The 23,981-nt window shown below is 42.5% G+C and carries 20 protein-coding genes and 2 pseudogenes; 10 read left to right on the top strand and 12 right to left on the bottom strand.

Going from position 1 to position 23,981, the window contains the following annotated elements:
• Nucleotides 1–66: 66 nt before the first annotated feature.
• From OCV39_RS20230 to OCV39_RS20205, 6 genes and pseudogenes are all read left to right on the top strand, one after another.
• A complete protein-coding gene (locus OCV39_RS20230) occupies nucleotides 67–1,722 on the top strand; it encodes an SgrR family transcriptional regulator (protein WP_017103371.1) in 1,656 nt (551 codons plus the stop codon).
• 68 nt (nucleotides 1,723–1,790) lie between these two features.
• On the top strand, nucleotides 1,791–2,417 hold the full coding sequence (locus OCV39_RS20225; RefSeq protein WP_017053112.1) for a LysE family translocator: 627 nt from the start codon (nucleotides 1,791–1,793) through the stop codon (nucleotides 2,415–2,417).
• A gap of 88 nt (nucleotides 2,418–2,505) precedes the next feature.
• Nucleotides 2,506–3,171 carry a glutathione S-transferase N-terminal domain-containing protein gene (locus OCV39_RS20220; RefSeq protein ID WP_017053113.1) on the top strand — a complete coding sequence of 222 codons (666 nt, stop codon included), beginning with the start codon at nucleotides 2,506–2,508 and terminating at the stop codon, nucleotides 3,169–3,171.
• Nucleotides 3,172–3,209: 38 nt separating this feature from the next.
• Nucleotides 3,210–3,792, top strand: a pseudogene (locus OCV39_RS21145) (hypothetical protein).
• A gap of 517 nt (nucleotides 3,793–4,309) precedes the next feature.
• Nucleotides 4,310–4,792 carry a tetratricopeptide repeat protein gene (locus tag OCV39_RS20210; protein ID WP_017103369.1) on the top strand — a complete coding sequence of 161 codons (483 nt, stop codon included), beginning with the start codon at nucleotides 4,310–4,312 and terminating at the stop codon, nucleotides 4,790–4,792.
• Between the two features lie 663 nt (nucleotides 4,793–5,455).
• Nucleotides 5,456–6,607: a tyrosine-type recombinase/integrase gene (locus OCV39_RS20205; protein WP_261890205.1), complete on the top strand. Its 1,152-nt coding sequence runs from the start codon at nucleotides 5,456–5,458 to the stop codon at nucleotides 6,605–6,607.
• A gap of 100 nt (nucleotides 6,608–6,707) precedes the next feature.
• On the opposite strand, the pseudogene OCV39_RS20200 reads toward OCV39_RS20205, so the two are convergent.
• Together OCV39_RS20200 and OCV39_RS20195 are read right to left on the bottom strand one after the other, a co-directional pair.
• Nucleotides 6,708–7,623, bottom strand: a pseudogene (locus OCV39_RS20200) (IS5 family transposase).
• Between the two features lie 50 nt (nucleotides 7,624–7,673).
• Entirely contained in the window at nucleotides 7,674–8,021 is a 348-nt protein-coding gene (locus OCV39_RS20195; protein WP_261890204.1) for a hypothetical protein, read from the bottom strand.
• A gap of 186 nt (nucleotides 8,022–8,207) precedes the next feature.
• Here OCV39_RS20195 and OCV39_RS20190 point away from each other — a divergent pair, with 186 nt between their 5' ends.
• Nucleotides 8,208–8,780 carry a hypothetical protein gene (locus OCV39_RS20190; RefSeq protein WP_261890203.1) on the top strand — a complete coding sequence of 191 codons (573 nt, stop codon included), beginning with the start codon at nucleotides 8,208–8,210 and terminating at the stop codon, nucleotides 8,778–8,780.
• A gap of 10 nt (nucleotides 8,781–8,790) precedes the next feature.
• On the top strand, nucleotides 8,791–9,621 hold the full coding sequence (locus OCV39_RS20185) for a uracil-DNA glycosylase family protein (protein WP_261890202.1): 831 nt from the start codon (nucleotides 8,791–8,793) through the stop codon (nucleotides 9,619–9,621).
• Nucleotides 9,622–10,006: 385 nt separating this feature from the next.
• Here the strand turns inward: OCV39_RS20185 and OCV39_RS20180 are convergent, their stop codons facing one another.
• The 6 genes from OCV39_RS20180 to OCV39_RS20155 form a co-directional block, all read right to left on the bottom strand.
• Nucleotides 10,007–10,465 (bottom strand): DUF2846 domain-containing protein, encoded by a 459-nt coding sequence (locus OCV39_RS20180; RefSeq protein WP_261890201.1) that lies wholly within the window; start codon nucleotides 10,463–10,465, stop codon nucleotides 10,007–10,009.
• A 446-nt stretch (nucleotides 10,466–10,911) separates the two neighbouring features.
• A complete protein-coding gene (locus tag OCV39_RS20175) occupies nucleotides 10,912–11,376 on the bottom strand; it encodes a YtfJ family protein (protein ID WP_261890200.1) in 465 nt (154 codons plus the stop codon).
• Nucleotides 11,377–11,438: 62 nt separating this feature from the next.
• Nucleotides 11,439–12,635, bottom strand: coding sequence for a cellulase-like family protein (locus OCV39_RS20170; RefSeq protein ID WP_261890199.1), 1,197 nt, complete (start codon nucleotides 12,633–12,635; stop codon nucleotides 11,439–11,441).
• 93 nt (nucleotides 12,636–12,728) lie between these two features.
• Entirely contained in the window at nucleotides 12,729–13,811 is a 1,083-nt protein-coding gene (locus OCV39_RS20165; protein ID WP_261890198.1) for a glycerol dehydrogenase, read from the bottom strand.
• A 15-nt stretch (nucleotides 13,812–13,826) separates the two neighbouring features.
• On the bottom strand, nucleotides 13,827–14,738 hold the full coding sequence (locus tag OCV39_RS20160; RefSeq protein WP_261890197.1) for a dihydrodipicolinate synthase family protein: 912 nt from the start codon (nucleotides 14,736–14,738) through the stop codon (nucleotides 13,827–13,829).
• Nucleotides 14,739–14,742: 4 nt separating this feature from the next.
• Nucleotides 14,743–15,939: a mandelate racemase/muconate lactonizing enzyme family protein gene (locus tag OCV39_RS20155; RefSeq protein WP_261890196.1), complete on the bottom strand. Its 1,197-nt coding sequence runs from the start codon at nucleotides 15,937–15,939 to the stop codon at nucleotides 14,743–14,745.
• Between the two features lie 186 nt (nucleotides 15,940–16,125).
• Between OCV39_RS20155 and OCV39_RS20150 the strand changes: the two genes are divergently transcribed.
• Nucleotides 16,126–17,022, top strand: a complete 897-nt coding sequence (locus tag OCV39_RS20150; RefSeq protein ID WP_261890195.1) for an SMP-30/gluconolactonase/LRE family protein — start codon at nucleotides 16,126–16,128, stop codon at nucleotides 17,020–17,022.
• 39 nt (nucleotides 17,023–17,061) lie between these two features.
• On the opposite strand, the gene OCV39_RS20145 is transcribed toward OCV39_RS20150, so the two are convergent.
• Together OCV39_RS20145 and OCV39_RS20140 are read right to left on the bottom strand one after the other, a co-directional pair.
• Nucleotides 17,062–17,820, bottom strand: a complete 759-nt coding sequence (locus tag OCV39_RS20145; RefSeq protein WP_261890194.1) for a FadR/GntR family transcriptional regulator — start codon at nucleotides 17,818–17,820, stop codon at nucleotides 17,062–17,064.
• 24 nt (nucleotides 17,821–17,844) lie between these two features.
• Nucleotides 17,845–18,612: an SDR family NAD(P)-dependent oxidoreductase gene (locus tag OCV39_RS20140; RefSeq protein ID WP_261890193.1), complete on the bottom strand. Its 768-nt coding sequence runs from the start codon at nucleotides 18,610–18,612 to the stop codon at nucleotides 17,845–17,847.
• A gap of 249 nt (nucleotides 18,613–18,861) precedes the next feature.
• Here OCV39_RS20140 and OCV39_RS20135 point away from each other — a divergent pair, with 249 nt between their 5' ends.
• On the top strand, nucleotides 18,862–20,541 hold the full coding sequence (locus tag OCV39_RS20135; RefSeq protein ID WP_261890192.1) for a sulfatase family protein: 1,680 nt from the start codon (nucleotides 18,862–18,864) through the stop codon (nucleotides 20,539–20,541).
• Nucleotides 20,542–21,089: 548 nt separating this feature from the next.
• Here the strand turns inward: OCV39_RS20135 and OCV39_RS20130 are convergent.
• Together OCV39_RS20130 and OCV39_RS20125 are read right to left on the bottom strand one after the other, a co-directional pair.
• A complete protein-coding gene (locus tag OCV39_RS20130) occupies nucleotides 21,090–23,261 on the bottom strand; it encodes a beta-glucosidase (protein ID WP_261890191.1) in 2,172 nt (723 codons plus the stop codon).
• 9 nt (nucleotides 23,262–23,270) lie between these two features.
• On the bottom strand, nucleotides 23,271–23,807 hold the full coding sequence (locus OCV39_RS20125) for a hypothetical protein (protein WP_261890190.1): 537 nt from the start codon (nucleotides 23,805–23,807) through the stop codon (nucleotides 23,271–23,273).
• Between the last annotated feature and the right edge of the window lie 174 nt (nucleotides 23,808–23,981).

Genomic DNA, 23,981 nt, shown 5'->3' with positions numbered 1-23,981 from the left:
TTTACGTTATTTCGTCAAGTGTCAGAGTGAGCCGTCGTATCTAATGAACATATTTTTGAGGTTGACATGGTAGGTTCTCAGTCGTTGTCTACGAGTCATCTACAACGCTTAAAGCAACTCGAGAAACATTTTTTTCGCAATGAAACTTATGATGTCGATATCGTCACCCTTGCCGAAATTCTGGTCTGTTCAGAAAGGTACGTGAGTAAGCTAATGGCTGCCTTTGAGAGTTTTGGGCTTATCCATTGGGCTGCGGGCCAGGGACGTGGCCATCGTTCTAAACTGACACTACTCAAAAGTTTTGAGGCCTCACTGCTGACTCAGTTAGAGCAAATGGCTCGGTCTGGCAGAATGAATCAGGCATTTCGGCTAGCCACTCAATTTGGCGAAGTCCACCTGTTTCAAGATCACATACCTCTCTGGTTAGGGGACGCACAACAGGAACTGAAAAAGCAGAACACTTTAATGTATTTAGTGCCATATATGCTGCCTGAATGGCATCCACATTTGGCACAGTCCGCTCGTTCTATTTTATTGATCGAAAGCGTGTTCGATACCTTAGTGCGCTATGACCCCATTCAAAATGATATTGTGCCTCACATCGCACACCAATTTCATTTCAGCGACAAACAAATCCGTCTTCGCATTCGCACTGACATAATGATGCACAATGGAGAAGCGCTGACACCGGAGCTGGTCAAAAAAAATATCGAGATGCGTCTCAACACGCCTCACCCATATCAAATTTTATTTCGCCATGTCGAGCGGATTGACATAGATAAACAGTGGGTCATTTTCTCTATGCGTCAATCTGACCCAGTTTTGCTTCATTTATTAGCCGATTCTCACAGTGCGATTTTTGATTATCAGGCATCAAAACCTATCGGGTGTGGAGCATATCGGGCCGAAAGTCTGGAAAAACAGTATTGGAGTTTGGTTCGTAACAACCACTATTTTGGCTTTGGTGGCCATATTGAACGAGTAGAGTTTTGGTGTAGCGATGCACAACCTCAAACGCCTATGCACGTGGCAGAACTGCTCTATTGCGAATCTCAACCAGCTCAGCCACAAAAAGTCGATCGCAGTGGGTGTACTGTTTTTCAGTTTCATCATCATGCAAACGCCTTGTCCGCTCAAGAAAGAGCCTGGCTTGTTCATCATAGTCGACGTTTTACGCTTGATGGCCCAAAAAGATCAGCGAACAGCGTGATGGATTGCCATCAAGACAAGGGATTTCACTTGTTCAATCACGACATGAAACTGCCGGCTCGCCCGGTGGTCATTGAAGTGGTAGACAGTCATATGAGGGAGTTGCAACCTTTGCTTGATGCGTTGTCTCAAAAAGGGGTTATTTGGCAGGTATATCTTCAAGGACAGTCTCAAGATGTGGCTGTTGATGTCTCTTACGACTGTTACGTATTTGGCGACGACCTGACGTTCCAGTATTACGAATGGCTACTTTGCGGCAATGTGTTTAGCCTATGTTTGCCTGAACGTGGAAAACAAAGCCTATTAACCTTTATTGATATGCTCATGCAGGAAAGTAACGACAGTGAGGAATTTCTGCACAAGCTGTATCGAGCGGAGGATTGGCTTATTCAGAACTATTATTATTGCCCTCTCTGGCGCAATCATTTCACCGTCACTCGAGCGGACAATTTGTATGGCACAGAAACAAACAATATGGGTGTCATGTCTCTGGTGAATATGTGGTTGGAGTAATCGCTGGTATGGTAGTGTTTGAGTGGCAATTTTGTTTGCAGTGTTTAACGGATAATTAAGGATAGAAAATGGATTTTAACGTTTGGCTCAGTTTTGTCGCAGCCTCCCTCATTCTTACCGCAACACCGGGGCCTAGCATATTTTTAGGTATTGCACATGCACTGAGATATGGTCATAAACGTGTGTTATATACCGCCCTTGGGGATATCTCTGCTAACTTTATTCAAATGGTGTTAGTTGCCTTGGGTTTAGGAGTCATCCTTGCGAGTTCGGTAATGGCATTTACTGTCATTAAAGTCTTTGGTGTCATGACCTTGGTTTACATGGGGCTAAAAATGCTCCTCGTTAAACCCAAACAAGTTGAGCGCTTAGACCTCAACGACTCGGATTTGCAGGCCTCGAACAAAAAGTTGTTCTATTCTGGCTTTTTAGTCGCCGCTGGTAATCCCAAAGCCATCATATTCTTCTCTGCTTTTTTTCCGCAATTCATCAACCCTGACTTGCCAGTGTTACCTCAACTGATGGTGATGTGCCCAACCATGGCATTTCTTGATTTCAGCTTAGTAATGTTTTATGCATTTTCGGCCAGGCGCATTGTTAATGCGAGCAGACTATCTCTTAACACTGTGACCAGAGGAAGTGGTGCTTTACTGCTCGGAGCCGCAGGTATTCTAGCAGTTAAAGAACCCACTTAATCTCGACTGAGAACCGCGTTCAAGATTGAACACACTGTGCCCAGCACAACCATTACACCTATTTAGCAACTCTCGGAGTAAGACACTTATGATCACTTTTTACGAACTGTGTGGGGACGATGGCTTAAAATTCAGTCCTTATTGTTGGCGAACGAAAATGTGCTTGATACACAAAAATATAGCGTTTGATACCACTGACCTATCTTTTGTCGACCTTCAGGCTAAGTTTAAGGGGCAATTTTCTACACTCCCCGCCATCAAAGATGGTGAAACGGTACTCTCTGATTCGTTTAACATCGCTGATTATCTTGAGGCTCACTACCCTGAATTACCCTCATTATTTGGCGGTAAAAAAGGGCGTTTAATGGCACTTTTTTTCCATGAGTGGGCAGCATCATTACATTCGGACATTGCCAAAATTGCCATCTTCGACATTTACTGCAAGCTTAAAGATCGAGATAAAGAATACTTTCGTTCCTCTAGAGAGAAACACTTTCAGGACAGCTTGGAAAATGTACAAAACAACAACCAAGATTTAGCAAAGGCCGATTTACTCAAAAAAATGAGAGTACTGGAATCTTATTTAGCTAAGACACGATATTTATCGGGCGATGCGCCCATGTATTCAGACTATATCGTCTATGGAACGTTGAAGTGGCTGCTGTCTACGAGTAACGCTTTCACAGAGGAAATGCTGACTAACCATGTTTTAAAGTGGTATGACTGCCTAGATAGGATTGGCACTGGAATTTAAACATGCTTAAGACAGCGACGGAAATGTGAACGCATCGCATAGTTTCATGTTCAAGCTTTGCATCAAGTGAGATCGTTGATAATTTTTCGCACATAGGATTTGGCTATACAAGGAGCTAGTTTTAAGTCGGGGGCGTTAAAACCTTACCTTAACGATAAGTATGACAATACAGAGAGTAAGACGATGGGAGGGTTATACTTAGATGTCAGCGCTCAAGTTTTCGATTACGTATTCATCGAAGGAAAAGCAGATTTTCTCACTCGATTTAGTTCGGAGGTAGATAGTTGGTAAGCCGGCGGAGGACTCATTGGGCGTTTGGGAGGGGTAATGGCAAGTTCTTTATCCTGTGGCGCAGTAAACTATCGTGCTGATAGTGATTACAGTTCACCATATTCCGAGCATGGAACATACTGTCAAGCGATGGTTAGAAAACAAATAGCTAATCATTGGCAGATGGGAGTTTCCTATCAGCATGATTTCTTAGATCTAGCAAGAGATGAGTTCAAGTGGAATAACGTCTTTCAATTCGGCTCAGTGTCTGGCTTAGTCGCAAATTTAGAATATGCAGAGCGTGAGAAAGCGGAAGTGAGCTATGAGCTTGGGTTGCAGTTCTCATTTTAACGTATGCGCATCGCAATAATTAACGTCATTATAGATCTGAATATTGGGGCTATAGTAAGCTAGACCTAGCCACCGCTTGAAAATCATCTCTATATAAAATCGTACCTATATCCGAATATTGTAATACTGAGACATTGGTATCATATTCTTCTAATATGTACTTTAACTCGTACATGATCGATATGTATTGGGTACTAGAGTCTAAAAACCAAGAAATTGCATTTCGTGGCCATGATTTTTCTTCAAATGGTGGGCAAGGTAAAGAGGAATTGAGTTGAGAAAATATTTGTTCGATATGTTCTCTATGATATTCATGGAGTATTAGATCTTCCTCGAGCATTAATCTCGCCTGTGTAATGATGCCATGAGTATTCTGCAACTGTTTTTCTTCATTATTGCTAGCGATAAATCTAATGTACATAACCTTGTTACTCTTTGGGTTAGTTAGTGCCTAAATTAATATAAGACGGACAGAATTCTTGAAACTGTAGCATAGTTAATGGGAGGTAACACACGTATGAGAACAAGAATAAATGAAGCTATCTTGCTGAGAAAAAAAGGGAGCTATAAAGAGTCTCGTCAGTTATTACGCACGGTGTTAGCGAATTCCTCCTATGCGCCTTCCGCGCATTTGAATATTGCTTGGTCCTACGATAACGAAGGTAAAGAACAACAAGCTGTAGAGCACTATCGGTTAGCATTAAAGGGGCTGCTTTCACCTAACGAGCGATTTGATGCTTTGTTTGGTTTAGCGAGCACTTACAGAAGCCTCGGTTGTTATGGAGATGCGCTGGATTACTTTCAACAAACGATTACCGAGTTCCCAAGTAATTTAGAAGCTCAGCCTTTTTATGCGATGTGTTTATATAACTTAGGTAGACATAAGGAGGCAACCGCTTTGCTTCTTAATTTGTTGGTATCGACAACTGATAATCAGTCAATAAAAGAATACCAAAGAGCAATACTGCTGTATGCAGAAGACCTTGATAAAAAGTGGTAAATATTGCGTTCCTACGTATATTTGTTCGTCTAACCGTGGAGTAGACACAATAGCGAGGTTCTAGTCATGAATTCTAAGGTTTTGGATCTCAGATAACTGATTAACTGCTGTTTCAGCCCTAAAAGAGAGAGGCTAAGGTTTCGACTTATCATGAAAGAGAGTGGTGTCAATCTGATGATATGGATAAATAAGTGGCAAACCTACCTCCACTTTCACCTAGGTATCGTGTAAAAAATCTTGATCAGCTTTCTTTTGGTTCTCAGCGTAAAACAGCACAAGAAAAATAGGGAGAAATCATCCTTGTCCTTGTGGAAGTGGAAGTGGAAGTGGAAGTGGAAAAAAATACAAACGATGCTGCATTTCGTAAAGATATAACTATTTCTTCTTTTATAGTATAGATGGGCTTTTGTGAGCTAGATTTTGACCAAACTCAGCTTATCCGAACTGCATGGCTTGGAGCATCAACTCTAAGCCATTTCTGTCCATAAGTTAGTTACGAATGACATTATTTACAATGAACATTATGTACATATAATTCAGGAAATAGATCATAGGTCTTGAATACATCGTTATAGCCTTTGGGTTGTGTAAGTCTAAGTTTAAATCCGTCAACAGTGTGATATAATTACAGTTATATCACACTGTTGAGATAGAGAGCCCAAGATGAGCACGCTAACCAAGTCACACAACAAGAAAAATCAAGTGACGCTGTCACATTTGAAATCTCAGCAAGATGTGCTCAATCAGTGGCAAGAACAGCAACATCAACTCAGTCGCTTTAAACTCAACTTCCCCGATCTCACCGACAGCTTTTCACCTGACTGGGACATGCTCCCTATCGCGCTCAAACACCTGAAGGCCTTTGAAGAAAACCGGGGAGGGTTAAGTACCAATACACTGAAAATGCTGGCTTTTGTGATCAGGAAGTGGGATGAGCATTGTAAAGTAGGCGACCTTTACTCCTTCCCTATTCACGCGCCGCTCTTGTTGACTTGGTTTAAAGCATTAAAACTCGAGAAACAAATAAAAATCAACACTCTAAAACAATATCGAGCGCAACTCAGCCTTTTTCATAAAATGATGGGCATAGAGGACATCACCAAAGATCCAAGCCTCCAACATTTTTTTAAATCATTAGCAAAAGATGAAATGGAACTCACCGGCACTCAGGTTATCGAACTGCAAGCCAAACCTTTTCGTCGGGCTCATTTAGATAAATTAATGAGCCTGTGGGGCAATGACAAAGTCCCACTTCCTTACCGAGATCTTACCTTGCTTACATTAGCGTACGGCACGTTACTTCGTGAAGGCGAAATTGGTAAGATCCGCAAAAAACACGTTAAAATACTCGATAATGGGGATATTAACATTGAACGGGTGACATCAAAAACGACCATCAGCCCAGAGCCGAAACGACTCACCCGTCAGTTTTCCACAATTGTGAAGCGGTATTTAGCCCATTATTGCCAAGGGCTTGAAGAGGATGACTTCATTTTCTGCTGGTTGACGCCAACAGGACGTCGACCGGCGGGTTATCGCCAAACCCCCATGTCAGGCATGACCGTGGATCGCATTTATCAACGGGCACATAAAACGCTTCTTGCCAAAGGTGACATTGTCACACAAGATGGCGCGCATCGTGAAGTGTGGAGTGGGCACTCAAGTCGAGTCGGCGCGCTACAAGATGGCTATGCGGCGGGATTAACCTTAACCCAATTGATCCAACTTGGTGACTGGAAGAGTAATGAAATGGTGTTGCGCTATCTGAGGGGGTTGAACAATGACCAAAGTCCTAATTTATTACTGCAAGATTGAAGAGTACAAATATCAACAAACCACCTTAGTAAAGGTAGCACTGTAATGGCTTTGTTGCGTAATTCAGTTTAGAGACAGAGCCGCCCGTTTTGCATGCTTTTTAGTCAATACGACAAGTTTCAGGCATACCTAGCCTAGTGAGCTTATTCAACGCTTTTATCATCGCGTAAGTTTCACCCACTTGTGCATTGTAATTTCTTAAGCTCAACCGTCCTCCTAGCAACTGTTTAACTCGATACATCGCTGTTTCTGACAATGAACGTTTATGGTATCCATACCGCTTTTTCCAATACTTATTCGAGCCGTATAACTTCTGACAACCCACGGCGAGATTGCGAGGGTGACCACGCTCCCAGAAGGCTGCCCCCTCTCTTGGGGGAATAAGAGCAATGGCTCCCTTAATCTTAATAGCAGCATGACACGCTCTCGTGTCGTAAGCCCCATCACCAGATACCTCAAGGATACTGCGGCGTGTTTGTTTCAGTAAGTTCGGGAGAACTTCCCCATCCGTAACCGTCGATAAACTTAGCTCGGCTGCAATAATTTCATGAGTGCTTGTATCGACGGCAATATGTAGCTTTCGCCAGACTCTGCGCCTGCCATCCGTCCCGTGTTTTTTGACTTTCCATTCACCTTCGCCATAAACCTTAAGGCCAGTTGCATCAATGGCTAGGTGCTGTATCGCTCCTCTCGTTTTAGTCTTAAATGAGACCTCAACTTGCTTGGCTCTACGGCTGATGCAGGTGTAATGCGGACAACTTAACGGTACATGGGCTAAATATCGAGTCGATAAATCCTTGCAGCGCTCTCAGCGGCATAGAAAAAACTCGTTTCACCATTAGTGCTGTCGTGATGGCTAAATCACTGAACCGACGTGGCCTCCCGCGCTTATTCTGTTTGCTTTGCGCCCACCCGCTTATCGCTTCTTCATCAATCCAAAAGGTCAAAGAGCCACGGTTAATAAGTGATTGGTTGTATTGCTTCCAGTTGGTTGTTTTGTAACGTGGTTTAGGCATGAGGCTACGAGATATAGTGGACGTAGCAGATCAGATCGTAGGTTCTGGATTTAGTTCCATTGAATTACGCAACAAAGCCTTAACAAACACTCTTCACTCTCAATTTCGGCTTTATATTTAGCTACATGCTGCTTCCCTGAAAATACCCTTTTTAAGGCTGTAGATATGCTTTTCCCTCTTAAGTCTTCAATTTTACTAACTCCAGGAACTATAGGCGGAATTTGATCAAACCTTACGATTAATTTGGTTTTTGTTTGAGGGTCAAAAGCAAACTCAGCATTGCTTTCACTAAGCATTTTATACGACCACATTTTATCGTTATTGTCCTTTTTATGAAGACGAACCGTTGTTTTCAAATTGCCCAGAATACTGAGTGCATCACTAGCGTTAATTTTCATTACTGCCCTCATAAATATTATGTTGACAGTATAATAAATTATGCTTTATTATGCTCTCAACGTAATTGATGAGAGCGGTAAATGACAGCACCCCACGTAACAATCGACCCTAATTGTAAATTGAGTCCCATTACTAAAGAGCACTTGAATGAGTACTGCTATTACGCACTTAAGTGCTTAAGTGAAATGTCCCAATTAGCACAGGAATTTGATTGGCCTGAAATGCACACAAGTTGGAACAATACTGAAGAAGAGCGAAAAATTGTGAACCAATCATTCTTGGGTGAAACTATGATGTTTGCTTGGGAATACGCTGAGCGTGGACTTCATTTAAAAACAATGTCTAAAGGGGCATATCACGACCCGTTAATATTTATTTACCGTTGGACAATAACTTGTAATGCCTACCTAATACATCACGGTAAGTTTGGAAATGAGAGCCTTGAGGTCAATGAGGTTGGCAGTAAATTATTATATAAGTTAATAGCAAGGCTAAAACTTGACCTGCAACTCGATATGGATCATGAATTTGGTGCTTGTGCACTATTTCCTATGACGCATGCGACAATGCTGACTTCTCATGAATACGCACTCCTTGCTGGCTTCAGCCACATCGGAGCGGTAAGAAATGAAGTATGCCGTAAAGATAGCCCTCTCATCGTAGAAAAAAAAGGCAATCAGATCTTAGTTCCTATAGCGTCAGCCAGAATATCATTGGCTAAAAAAAGAAAATTCACTCCAACTTGTAACACCTATTAAGGGCGCTATTATGATGAAAAAAGATTTGTCTCATTTCATTGATGAGGTTCAGAAATGTAACCCTGCTTTTCCTTTCGAGACTCCACTATCGCTATTTAATGATGGTAAAATTGCGGTTCACTATGCTCCTTTCGAACATATTAATAAGCAAGCGAAAATTGTTATTTGCGGTATAACACCGGGGAAAACTCAGGCAGAAGAATCCCTTCGTATTGCTCAATCTGGATTAAAAGAAAAGTTGAGTCTAAGCGTGACGCAACAACGCTCAAAACAAGCTGCGAGTTTCAAAGGACTAAGAAAGAATTTAGGAGAGATGCTAGACAAGATTGGTTTACATCAAAGGTTGAGCATTAGAAGCTGTGACGAACTGTTTGATAAACATAGCGCCATAGTTCACTACACAAGCGCAGTTCGCTATCCAACCACGATCAACGGTAAAGACTATAGCGGTACACCAAAAGCCTCTCGTCACCCATTTCTAAAGCAGATGCTCGATACGTATTTGGCAGAAGAAACTGAGGTTCTAGGCAACGATTGCCTTTGGGTCCCGCTTGGAAAAGGAGCAACAGATGCTCTTGAATATATGGTAAGCCAAGGAATGCTCCATAAGAACCAGCTTATCAAGGGATTACCTCATCCAAGTGGTGCTAATGCCGAATCAGTAGCACTTATGCTCGAAATGCATTATCCCTCATTAGAAGAGTATCAAGACGCTATGTATCAGAAGTACCTTCGAAGCACGAAATCAGATAAGCCGCAAAGTGAAGAGAAATACAAATCAGCACGAAGATCTCGTTGGGAAAATATTGCGAAAGTTCGTAGCTTTTACGGCATTGAATAATAAATCTATTGTACCTTTTAAAAGAAAACCCGATGGAAAACCAATGCTCTTAATTTCTCGAAAAACGAATGAATCTGTACATTTAACAGACGAAAATGGCAACGTTATCGCAACGATAACAATTATGCCCCAACGGAGGCATGGGCAAACATCACTAGGTATAAACTTTCAGAATAACTACAAAGTTTTCCGTGATGAAATACTACCTGAAAATATTCGCATATTTAATAATTAAAAAGGTCGTCACAGATCTTTAAATAAAACTTGGTAGAAGGTTTATGTAATCGGCTGTGGGGCAAGAAGCCACAGCCGATTACATGTTTTCTCACTGTAATTACCAGGGAATGGTTTGGTGATCGAGACTTTATTCACGCGACAACAATAACTAGATATTTTTCAATAACTTAGCTGAAAGAACAGCTTGTTTTCCTTTTTTATCATAAGTCAGATGCAACTCCGAACCTGCAACAACAACACCCATTTTCAAGTTCTGTTCTATAAAATAATTTTTTCCACCAAAAGCTTCAAAAACAAGATCATTATTACCAAATTCAGACTCTGTTTCGATTGAAACAACGCCTTCTTTCACCACAATATATAAATAAGAGTGTGTTATTAGTCCACCTAGTTCTTGTCCATTAACCCATATTTTTTTCTTAGACGTAATATCATTATTAAAAAGCCCATCTTGAGAACGATATATATAAAGCCCTACCTCTGATGCGGATGGTGTGGAAAATTGCTTTTGTTCAAGTTCATCATCAATATCACCTCTTGGGGCATGAGCTGCACATCCTGTGAGGATAATGATAAAAAATGTAACTATTAATTTTTGGAATGACATGTAAGCGCTAATTAGTTGAATGATTGATAATTTATAACCTATTTACGCCTCTACAAACTTTGACAAAAACGACAAATCGCATGAATGTCCACATGGCTGTATGCAAACTAACATTTTAATTTAACTATCTTTTCTATAAACAAGGTCGAAAATTACTCAATACTTTATATACACCACCTGATGTAATATCGAATTACCCGTATGGCTAAGTGGTTTGAGTTAACGAGCAACGAACGACTCAAAACTAAACCGGAATGGCGTTGATAACAGATTCATAATTATTCACATCTTCAATAGTTTCGTGCGCCATTGCTAATTCTTGTTCAAGCATAAAAAATCCCCATCAACATTATTGATGGGGATTATCAGCCAACGTCAGGAACGTTCAAGCTTTCTTAAACGATCGACATTACCTCAATTGAGGGGCTTAATATTATCTAGATGGACTATAGAGCAGCTAGAACCGCTTCAATCTCTGCATCGCCACAGTGACCTTCGTGAACTAGAACAGCTTCACCATCAGCGTTTAGAACAGCAACAAGAGCGCTTAAGTCAGCCACTTCTAGCGCTGCTTTAGCTACTGCGTCTTTATCAAGAATCAAAGTGTTCGCAGGATTCTTCTTGTAAGCCTTTTTGAATTCGCTCTTGATGAACATAGCAGCGCCCATAGGAGCTTCTTTAGTGTTCACAACCTTGATAACGCTAACTTCTGGCTTAGCTTCGTCAACCTTAGCTAGAAGATCAGTTACTTTTTCGCCAGACTCAGGATGACCAGCCATAACTACTAGGAGTTTAGGTGCGCCCACTACTTCGCTTGAGTTCCAAGGAACGTACTTGTTCTTTTCAGAGATTTGACCGTCTTTGATGATTTCGATAGCTGGTAATTTTGCGCCTACTACTAGATTTGTCATTTGATTGTCCTTTCAAAAATGCCCTAATAGATGTTAGGGCAATAAATAATTAATTAGAGAGATTACTTACCGTTACGGATGCGATCAGTCATGCGTTTGTGCCACTCAACATCTTGCCACATACCTTCAAAATGAGGTTCTGCGAAGTTACTAGTACAGATGCCTTTCCAACCACGATCGATTGCGAAGTCAACACCAGTTTCTAGAACTGCTTTAACCCAATCCCACTCACCTAAGTGACCGTTTTGAGATAGATCTTCATACGCTACACAACACCAAGCTTCAGTAGTAACAAGCTCTACGTTGCGCTCTTTAGCCGCATCAGCCCACTTCTCAGTACGCTCGTCTAGAATATCAGTAAATACATCAACGTCTTCTTTAACAGCCGCTTCCGCTTTCTTACGCATATTAGCAACGCCAACAGGGAACTGGTTAGGCTCTAGAGTTTCGAAGAAGCCGATTTCCATAGCTGTTGCCATGTCATCAGTAGCCCAAATGTGTGGGTCAACCATGTCTAGCTCAGAGAAGTCGCCTTTAAGGAAGTTGTCTTCACCGTAGCACTGGTTAGAGAATGCGTACTTGAATTGTGGGTACTTAACTTTAAGTTTCTTAGGAACGCCAACTAGGTATTCGTTCATACGAGCAACGTATTCTTCATCCCAATCGCTTTCTAGGTGCTCAAGTGCCTTAGCGTCCATTGGAGTGCCTACAGGCTCTTCAGCGATGTAGCTGTAAGCATGTGGAGCCCAGTGATTTAGTGGGAACTCGTTACAAACGTCAACCCATACGATGCCGTCTAGAAGATCGTTTTCTGCTAGTAGGTCAAGAACGTCAGTCCATGCGCTAATGTAATCTTCAGGTGTTTTCATAAGAGATTTGCGGTCGCAAACAGTGTTGTTGTACCAAGAAGAAAGACCAATGTAGATACCGCGATCTTTTGCTTTTTGAACGAACTCAACAAGACCTTCAGCAACGTTTACAGTTACTTCAGCGTGGTTGCCCCACATGAAATCAGCAGGGATTGGTTGGAACGTAACTTCAGCAGGACGGTTGCCGTCTGCATCTTTCTTAAGTACGTGAGGGAATGCATCGATACGAATACAGTCATAGCCACGCTCAACTACTTCATCAAGAACTTTATCCCAATCAGCGTATTCAGCTTGTAAGCCAGTACGTTGAACCATCCAAGAATATTCAAACATTGTTACAGCGAAGCGCTTGCCGCTTTCAAAAAGTTCTTTACCAGTCATTTGGTACATAGTTGTTACCTATTATTTCAGTTTGGATAAAATGAGGGCTCTCACAGCCAAAATTATTACCGAGAAGTCCGGCCATGAGAGCAATTTCTTTAATTATTGGCCTAGTTTGTCAGCCGTTAGCATTGCCGCTAGAACTGCTTCGGCAGTAACAGGGAAAGGCATGTTGTGCATTGTTTCGCCTTCAGCGCATGATGCTGTAGCTACTTCAAGCATTTTGTCCATGTTGATTTCTTTAACGCCCATGTCACCAAGATTTGTAGGTAGACCAACTGAACGACAGAAGTTAATAACTTCTTGGATTTCGCTCATCGGTGCATTTTCAAGAACTAGCTGAGTAAGAGTACCGAAAGCTACTTTCTCTCCATGATATAGGTGGTGACACTCTTCTAACTTAGTTAGACCGTTGTGAACAGCGTGAGCAGCCGCTAGCCCGCCTGATTCAAAGCCGATGCCACTTAGGTAAGTGTTAGCTTCGATGATGTTCTCAAGAGCAATAGAGTTTAGGTTCTGGTCGCAAGATACTTTTGCTTTCAGACCGTCAGCAAGTAGCGTTTCGTAGCAAAGCTTAGCCAGTGCTTGAGCTGCTAGAGTTGGTAGGCCATCGCTCATTGCAACATTACCGGACTTAGCATTAGCGCGAGCTTCGAAGTAAGTCGCAAGTGCATCACCCATACCGGCTACAAGTAGACGAGTTGGAGCTTGAGCAATGATCGCAGTATCCATTACAACAGCAGTTGGGTTAGTCGGTACGATTAGGTACTCGCTGAACTCATGCTCTGGTGTGTAGATAACAACAAGTGAGCTTGTTGGTGAATCCGTTGATGCGATTGTTGGACAGATAACCACAGGGATGTTGTTGTAAAAGCCAGTCGCTTTAGCTGTATCGAAAGTTTTACCACCACCGATCCCAACGATAACTTCTGCGCCCATTTCTTCAGCTACAGCCATTACACGTTCGATTTCTTCACGGCTACACTCGCGTTGGAATTCATCAAACTTCACTGTTACATCAGCGTTAACACAGCTAGAGATAACAGAGTCACTTACTAGACCAGTTACGAAGTCATCGGCGATAACTAGAGCTTTCTTACCAAGTGGTTTGATGTACTCACCAAGCTTTTTCATTGCATTGGCTTCTTGGACGTAACGACCTGGTGCGATAATTGATTTGTTCATCTTTGTATCCTTAAATTACAAATTTTTACCAAGCTCAACTAGAGCTAGAGTTTCTTTTTCAATGATTGGCTTCATCTCTTCGATTTTATCTAAAGTGATGCTATCCATTGGCGACCAGTAAGGGCCCATCTCAAATCCGCGAGCTTCAAGGGCAATTTTGAATCCAATAGGGAAAGGTAGAGAGAAGCATTTCTTCACCACAGGAAGTAGGGCTTTCTGTAACTCTCGAGCCTTAGTCAAGTCGCCACTTTGAACTGCATCGTATATGCCAGTCATAATCTCAGGGAAGATACCCGCGCATGACGTATAGCAGCCTTTAGATCCTGCAAGCAAAGCTGAATCAAAGAAGTCTTCACGGCCAGACAAGTAAACAGCATCTAGGTTGTTTCGCTCGATGTGATCGACAAGGTGCATTAGATCAACCATGCTGCCGCTTGAGTCTTTAATACCAATAATCATTGGGTGTTCCACAAGTTTCATCGCTGAGTCTAAAGGCAATGGTGGAGCAAACAGTGGAATGTTGTAGATGATTAGCGGTACATCCGACTTTTCAGCCAAAGTTTCAAAGTAAGAGATTTGCTCAGCTTCGCTTTGTTTGAAGAAGTAAGGTGAACAAGACACAACAGCTGGACAGCCTAGTGATTTTGCTTTCTTAGCCAAACGAATTCCGTGTTGAAGACATGAAGCAGATACACCAGGTACTACTGGCACACGACCTGCTACTTGATCTACAACCATTTCCATTAGCTCTTCACACTGTTCTAGAGATAGGTGTAAAAACTCACCAGCAGTGCTTACAGGAAAAATTCCATCCAGACCTTGTTCGATCTGAAATTCGACCATTTCACGAACCACTTTCTCGTTGATTGTGAAGTCGTCATTGATTGGTGTATAAAATGCAGAGCAAACGCCTTTAGGGATAAACATATTATTACTCACTTACACGAATGATGATGTCGTCGAACGATTCAATGCCGTCCACAAGCTCCATACCAAGGCCTGCGCCCTCTGGTACAGTAATCTGACCGTCAGTTACTACTGCCATCGCTGTTACATACTCTTTGTACCAACCACGATAGAACGCACGTACCGATTCTTGGATTAGAGCGTTGTGAGCATGTAGAGATAGGTGAGTAGAAGCCGTTAGAACAACAGGGCCAGTACAGTCATGCGGAGAGATTGGTAAGTGGTATGCATCAGCCATAGCTGCAATGTTACGACCCTCAGTTACACCACCACACCAAGAAAGATCGACCATAACCACTCCAGCAGAATCTGAAGATAGCAGATCTGCGTAAGCCCACTTGCCACCCATTGTTTCAGAGGCACATACTGGCGCTTTAGAGTTAGCTGCGTAGCGAGGAAGACTTGTTAGGTTATCCATTCGAATAGGGTCTTCATGCCAGAACGTGTTGAATGGTTCTAGAGCTCGAGCAATCTTAATTGCCATTGGAAGATTCCATAGCGAGTGAAACTCAACCATGATATCCATTTTGTTGCCAACAGCAGCGCGAATCTTACGGAATGGCTCAAGTGCTTCATCAAGGTCGGCATCAGAGATGTATGTGCCGTTAGAGGCTTCAGCGTACTTGTCGAAAGGCCAGATTTTCATAGCCGTGATGCCTTCGGCAAGAAGACTTTCCGCAAGAACGTCAGCTTTAGTCATGAACCAGTTAAGATCATCAAAGCCTTCTTCTGATGCCGCGCCAATACCCCAGTTAGAAGATGATTGCGTTTCTGCGTTGCGGATGTAGTTAGCGCCTGCACAAGTGTTGTATGTACGGATGCTATCGCGACATTTACCGCCAAGAAGTTGATACAAAGGTTGGTTAACAACTTTACCGAATAAATCCCAAAGAGCGATATCAATTGCAGAGTTACCGCGCATTTCAGTACCAGTGCCGACAAAGCCTAAGTAGCCTCTTAGATCACGACTGATTTTCTCAATAGCTAGTGGGTCTTCGCCAACTAACTTAAGTTTTGCAAATTCGTGGATGTAAGCTTCAACAGCCGCTGCTCCCATAAATGTTTCGCCAAGACCTATAAACCCCTCATCTGTGTGGATTCGAACCCACAGTATGTTTTCGTGCTCCGTAGAACGAAGAGTTTCAACTTTAGTAATCTTCACTTTCTTTCCTCAAATTCTTACATCAGTAACTAATGCTAAAATAATAGAGGATAGTAGACCCTATTAATGTGATCTACTTTACATACTATCAAAAAGGCTCTTTTTTCGTTGTATTTTAATTTTTAGCGCTTAAAGTACCTCTTAGATAATATCTAAACATCGAAATCACAAAGGAAACAACATCACATGAAACTTTCTGTACTACACAGCTCTGCTAATACTGTAGGTGAGTCTCCATTTTGGAGTAAAAACGAAAATGCTCTTTATTGGGTAGATATCATCGGTAAAACCGTTAATCGCCTTGTCATTGAGGACAATAAGTTGACTACATGGGCCTTTGACGACCTAACGTGTGGTGTTGTACCTATGGCAAACGGCAACATTTGTGTAGCCCTACAGCACGACCTTCTTGAGTTAAACCAAAAAACCGGCAACATTGAAAAACTATTTGAAATAGAAGACGACTTACCTAAAAACCGTATCAATGAAGTGAAGTGTGGTCGTAATGGGCACCTTTGGGTTGGTACGATGCAAAACAACGTTGCCCCTGATGGCTCTGGTATGGATATCACTGAGAACTCGGGTGCGCTTTATATCGTTCGAAGCAAGGACGACATCACTAAGATGGCTGACGGTTTTGGTATCTCTAACACGCTTGTATGGGATGAACCAAACAAGAACTTCTACATTGCCGACAGCATTAAAGACATGATGTGGAAATATGATTACAACCCAGAGACTTGTGAAATTGAGAACCCTCAAGACTTCTTCTACCAGAAATCCATTTTAGGTGCGCCTGATGGTTCAGCAATGGATGTTGAGGGCTGTGTTTGGAATGCTCGATTCGGTGCTGGCTGTGTTGTTCGTATTGGTCGTGACGGTGAGATTTTAGAAAAAATTAATCTACCAGTTACAAATCCAACTAGCTGCTGCTTTGGTGGTAAAGATAACACTACTCTATTCGTAACTAGTGCTAGATTTACCTTGTCTGATGATACTATCAAGCAGAACTCTACTGAGGGGGCGGTAATCGCAATCGAAACCGGTATTCAAGGCACTGAAACATTCTCTTGGAAAATCTAAGCTTTCAATAGATATAAAAATAGCCCTTACGGGCTATTTTTATATCTTTAGAATATTCGAATCGAGTTCTTCTTTAGCTCGGATGATTATATACCTCATTAAAATTTCCCCCCCTTCTGAATCTCCTGCTTTGATTCTTTCCAATATTTTACGGTGGAGGTCTAACCCCTCTTCTGACGCATGAAAACCAAGCTCCGTGCTATGCTGAATCTTAAAGCTACATTCTAGAATCGTTTTAATCACGCTCTTGAATTGCAGCATTAGCTCATTTTTAGAAGACTCGAGTATTGCCATGTGAAATCTGACATCAGCTTCAGAGTGCTGTACGTTCGTCTCAGAGCTAATCATCTGCTCGTAAGCAAGTTCCATTTCTTCGATATCTGCGCTTGTCGCTCGCTGCGCAGCCAGTCTCACTACCATTGGCTCAATAGAGCTTCTTAGTTCAATTACGTCATGTAGAAGACTAACCGGAATATCTCCTTCGAAAACCCAAGTTAAAACATCACTATCGAATAGATTCCACTGACTACGAGGATTAACCAAAGTTCCAGCTTTCTGTTTAGTTCGTATTATTCCCTTTTCGATGAGAGTCTTTACTGCCTCTCTAAGTGCCGTTCTACTCACTCCAATCAGCTCACACAACTCTTGCTCTTTCGGCAACAAAGAGTCTTCTTTCATACCCCCTGCTACGATCCTCTTTCCAAGCACCATCGCCACGCTAATGTTAAGGCGCTCTGTTTTTCTTCCTAATATATATTTCTCTTCCTCAGAAAGAGGTGCATTTATGTTAGCTATCATGTTTCTATCCTAGTATCGAGAGAATTACCCCTCCATTAACCATCCACCGTTAACATGCAAGTTTTGGCCGGTCATGAATCTAGATTCTTCTGATGACAGGAATACTACCATATCACCGATGTCTTTAGGGTCGCCTCGATGTTTCAATGACTGATGCTCAAGAACCCACTCGTTGTACTCTTCCCATTTGTCGCCAAATACTTTCTGTTCGGCTTCTGACGGGATTGCACCAGGGGCAACGGCATTCACTAGAATATTCCAAGCGCCAAGCTCTCGAGCCATAGTGCGAGTTAGAGCCAATGTTGCGCCTTTAGATGCAATGTACGGAGAATAATCACCCCACCCACCGTTCATTGTGATGCTGCAAAAGTTTACGATGCGCCCTTCTTTTTTCTCTTTCATGAAAGGAACAACCGCTTTAATAAGCGCATATGCCGCTGATGTATTGATGCGCTGAGCCAATTCAAAAGTATCTAACGAGATATCTTCAATTGCACCATGAGGCATAATCGCAGCGTTATTGACAAGAATATCGATGCCGCCAACCTTCTCACAAAGGTCTTTAACGACATTATAACTATTGTCTAGGTTACTTAGGTCACACTCGATAAACTCGATATGCTGTCCATCTGCAAGCGTGCCTTTGATGCTTTCGATGTACTCGTTGCCGCGTTCACTATCCAAGTCAAGGATGTATAAATCTGCACCCTGTTCAAGCATTGCTTCAGTTTCTGCCCTACCCAGACTTCCTAGAGCGCCAGTGATAAGTGCTTTCTTGCCATTCAGTTTCATGATATTCGACTCCGCATCATATTAGATAGTATTTTAAGTGCTATATATTTAGTAATACAGGGGTACTTTGTGGTTTTTTCCGTAAAAAGTCAATTTAGATAGTATTAAATAATTAATTCCTTTCTATTAGGTTGAGCAATAACAGTCGCATGCCTCAAAAAACAAATAGAATATTATGTTTGTTAAATATCGTAATTGCTAGGGGGTTCGTAACTGAGAAAATCAATCAGAAAACATAAGGAACTAACCATGAACGTACTACAAAAGACCGGACTAGCTATGGCAACAGCCTTAGCTCTATCCCCTGCTCTTGCGGCAGACCAACCTAATATTCTATTTCTAGTAGCTGAAGATTTGAGCCCTAGAATTGGGGCTTGGGGTGATGAGCTTGCTGAGACTCCAAATATCGATAAGTTAGTGGCAAAAGGTGTTAAATATACGAACGTATATACTGCGGCAGGCGTTAGTGCTCCATCTCGTGCTGCACTTATTACAGGTGCTCACCCTAACGCTATTGGCGCCGGTGGTATGAGAACGAGCGATTACCATCATAATGGCGGCACTGAATACCTTTCTGTTCCCCCTGCTGAAGTTAAAGCATTCCCAGAGCTACTGCGCGAAGCCGGTTACTGGACTTATGAAAACAACAAGCTCGATTACCAATTTTCAGGCCCATTGCCAGGTCAAGGCCCATTCACCATTTGGGATGCAGAAGGCACAAATAACACTTCTCTAGACTGGACCGCCGCTGACAAGGATAAGCCTTGGTTTGGTATGTACGCTTACCTAGAGACTCACGAATCTGGCCTTCTTCCTCGCTGGGAGTTCGACCAACCAGTAACTGCTGCAATCATGGGAATCATGCAATGGAAATGGCACTTAGGTTATGAGTCTAAAGTGACGCCAGAAGACGTTATCATCCCACCTTACTATCCTGATACGGCTGGCGTTCGTGAAACCATCGCTCAGCAGTACAACAACGTTGCCACAATGGATACGATTGTGGGTGATTTGCTAGCTAAACTAGAAGCTGACGGTGAAGCTGACGACACTATCATCATCTGGACAACAGATCACGGTGACGGATTCCCTCGAATCAAGCGTGAAGGTAACAATGTAAGTCTTCAAGTACCGATGACTATCTATTGGCCAGAGAAATGGCGTCCTGCACATCTTCAACCTGGTGATGTCGACGAGCAAATCATCAGCTTTATTGATATGGCTCCAACTATCCTAAACATGGCGGGCGCTGAGCAACCAGAATTCATGATTGGTAATGACTTCCTGCAGGAAGGTGGTGGCGGTCGTGAATACTACTTTGCAGCAGCAGACCGTATTGAAGAAGCACAAGAACGCACTCGCACCGTTAGTGATAGCAACGTTAAGCTGATTGTTAACTACCGCGATGTACCAGGATACCAATTCAGCGGCTTCCGTTCTGGCATGCCAATGATGGCGTCTCTTTTAGAAGAGCATGAAGCAGGCAATCTAAACGAAGAGCAAGAGCAGTTCTTTAAAGTGCGTCCTCGCGAGCAGTTCTACGATCTAGGTAACGACCCTTACGAGTTGAACAATGTTATTGATGATCCTGCTTACGCGGAAGATGTAGCACGTCTTCGTTCTCAACTTGCTAAATGGCAAGAAGAAGTTGCAGATTACGGCCTGATTCCAGAGAAAGAACTAGCACTACAGTTCTGGCCTGATGGCATTCAGCCAATTACTGAGCCTAGCGAAATCAACGTTGAAGGCAATACCGTGACTATCGTTAACCCTAACCCTGCAGCATCAATTGGCTATCGTCTAGATGGCGGTCCATGGCTGCTTTACAGTGGTCCGATTACGGTTGCTGACGAGAACCAAAACATCATCACCAAAGCCGTTCGTTACGGTTGGGCAGAAAGTGAAAAGACAGACATTCTACTCCCATAAGTAGCCGTGATAATAAAAACCTTCAATTAGTCAATGCCGTTCACTGAAGAGTGAACGGCATTTTTTTAGCATACCGTTGGGGCTTAAATTTAAAGGTTTTGGGAATGTTCTTTCCTTCTTCCCTGAAGTATTAAGTTTCAGCAATATTGTGAAAGTCTTTTAGCTGGCGAGATATATAAGTGACATTTTCAAGAAAGCAGAAAGAAAAAATCATAGAATACTTACTTATGGGATTAAGCTGGGCACCTATTGCTAAATTATTGGATATTTCAATGAGTACTTTAAGCGATTACATTCGTCGGCATGATTTAAAATCTCAGGCATCGAAGTCCTCTTAGGTTGGATAAAAGAGAGAAATCATTCAGAGGTATGTATTAAACGAAGCTTAAACAGATGAGAAAAAGCCTGAATCAGATAAAAGAAAGGACCGAACGTTCCCACGTTCAGTCCTTTTTGTCCCAGCCAAATTTCCGTTCAAGTTCGAGCGCGAATGCCTATCTGAACGTCATTTTCAATGACGAGGGCTTTTGTGATGACAAGTTACTGTCTTATTTCAGGTCAACGTCTAACTTAACCAGTTTCTCATTGTCTGAGGTGTTACCTACGTAAAGCTCGTAAGTTGTATCCTCAAAGACAAATCCACGTTTTTGATCGCAGAAGTATTCAAGCTCCTTAAGCAACACTTCAACTTTAACTGTTTTGCTTTCGCCAGGATTAAGGCCAACTTTTTCGAAGCCCTTAAGTTCCTTGTTGTGACGCTCTACCGAAGAGTTTTTGCTACCAACGTACACTTGAACAACTTCTTTACCAAACACTTCACCAGTGTTCTTCACGTCAACGCTAACAATGATTCGGTCACCGAACATCTCACAACTATGATTGCTGATCTCGAAGTTGGTGTAGCTTAGGCCGTGACCAAACGGATACATAGGCTTGATATTTTGCTTATCTAGCAGGAAGTAACCGTGATAGAAATCATATGTAAAGTCTCGATCAGTCGTACTGAAGTAAGGAAGATCATCTTCGCTGTATGGCGTAGTGAACGGAAGCTTACCACTTGGGTTAGCGTCACCAAATAGAGTGCGAGCAACAGCGTTACCACCCTCCATACCTGAGTACCAGTTGTACATAATTGCAGGAACACACTCGTCCCAATCCGTAGTCATGATCATAGAACCAGCTACGATATTTACAACTGTGTTAGGGTTGATTCTACCGATAGCTTGAATCATTCGAGTTTGTGAAGGACGAACACCTAGATTACTACGGTCGCCACCAAGGCCTTCACCCTCAACATCTGAAGAAGCACCACCGTCTTGACCACCGCCAATCAGCTTAGCTACTAAAGCACCACGAAGAGGCTGACCTTTGTTTTTGTAGCCTTTACCAACAAGCGTGTAATCAACAGCTTCGTCAGGTACAAGGAATTCACCCTCGTCAGAGAAGTCACAACCGGCAAAGATGATTACCGCATCGACTTCTTTAGCCAGTTTCTTAGCTTCTTCTACTTCGCTATCCATTACGTGAACAATCTCAACAGAGTTACCGAAGTAAGTCTTAAGACCAGCAAGAGGTGGTGTGGTGTACTCAGGGAATGTGTTACTTGAACCTTTATCGCCAGTGTTAGGCGTTAGAGCGAAGTTACCAACAACAAGAATTTTCTTAACACCCTTGCTTAGAGGTAGAACATTACCTTCGTTCTTGATTAGAGTCATACACTCTTCAGCGGCACGTTTAGCAAGATCGATATGATCTTGATGACCGCTCAAGTGACGACCGTAAGATTGTGGGTCTGTGTTCTTATCAAATGCTAGAACCGTAGACACTACGTTCTTACAAGCGGTATCAATGTAAGAAACATCAATCTCACCATCGTTCACGCGCTTAACTAGAGCGTTGTGGTAGTAGATAGGAGATGGCATTTCCATATCCATGCCTGCTTCTAGAGCTTTCTTAGCATCACGGATACCGAAGATGAAGTCTGAAGAAACGAAGCCTTGGAAGCCCCACATGTCACGAAGAATGTCTTGGTAAAGCTCTTTACTTTCACAAGCACGTTCACCACGGAATTTGTTGTATGCGCCCATTAGAGAGGCAGCACCACCATCTACAACACACTTTTTAAAGTGAGGTAGGTAGATTTCGTGAAGAGTACGTTCGTCACAGTCGATATCAACCTTGAATCGAGAGTTCTCAATGTTGTTCATAGCGTAGTGCTTAACACATGCCATTACATTGTGAGCCTGAACGGATTCAGTTAGCTGAAGACCAAATTCACCTACGTGGTAAGGATCTTCACCGTAAGTTTCTTGAGCGCGCCCCCAAGCAGGGTGACGAAGCAAGTTGATACAAACACCGGCAAAGTAGTTACCGCCCTCGTATGCACGCACTTCTTTACCAATTACGTCACCAATTTCACGCTCTAGGTCACGGTCAAAAGAAGCACCGCGAGCCATTGATACAGGGAAACAAGTAGAGCCGTTCATTACAACGCCACGAGGACCATCAGAGAAGCCAATACCAGGGACACCAAGACGCTCACAACCAAAAGACTTAATAGGAACAGGATTGTAAACATGACCATGTTTAATAACGTTACCAATGATGTCCCAGTCACCACATAGAAGTTTTGTTTTTTCTTCTAAGGTCATCTGCTGAACTAATTGTTGCGCTTCAGATTGGAAGCGCTCTTTGCTTGCGCCAATTTTTTCGTAAAACATGTTGAGTCCTTAAGCCTTAGCCATTTTCGCTTTAACTAATTTAATGCTGTCTTGATCGATTGCGCCTAGTTGACCGCCAAGCATCGCTACACGGTTAGCTAAGAATACAGAGAAAGTCGTTTTGATGAACACAAAGTCAGCAAGAGGTACGCCAGCTTCTGGGTAGATAGCTAGGCAGAGAAGAACAACAGGAAGAGCCCAGGTAACCATATACTTAACGTACATGACTACGAAGTTCTTGAATGTGCTGCGTTGTAGGTACTTGGTTAGGCTAGCGTGAGTTTGCTGATCGTAAGCAATACCAGGTATACCGTTTTTCTTCGCATAGTTGATGCACTCAAGGCGAGCGAAGAAGAATACAAAGAAGATTAGGAAGAAGTTCATCAAAACTAAATCCTGCACCATGCCACCCAACCCCATAACAGGAACATAAATCATGCTACCCATTGCAAGAATAGGAACAAGACCGTTTATCGCGGCATTGATGATTACGTTTACTTTCGCAGTTTTTTGTATAACTGCATCAAATTCTTTATTTTTGCTCATTTTGTCACCTATAAAGAAACGTGAGGTTTATTAGACCCCATTGAAAATGGATAAATTAGAAGTTTTCGCCAACGTTGAAGACGTTGCCATCTTCTTGGTCATTGTAAGTGACGTCTATGCGCATGCTTAGCCTGTCTTGAGTGTATAATTTTTTCATGGTTGATGTTCCATCGT

It is taken from the genome of Vibrio cortegadensis, assembly GCF_024347395.1.
Classification (GTDB): domain Bacteria; phylum Pseudomonadota; class Gammaproteobacteria; order Enterobacterales; family Vibrionaceae; genus Vibrio; species Vibrio cortegadensis.
This window is presented reverse-complemented; position numbering and strand designations above follow the sequence as displayed.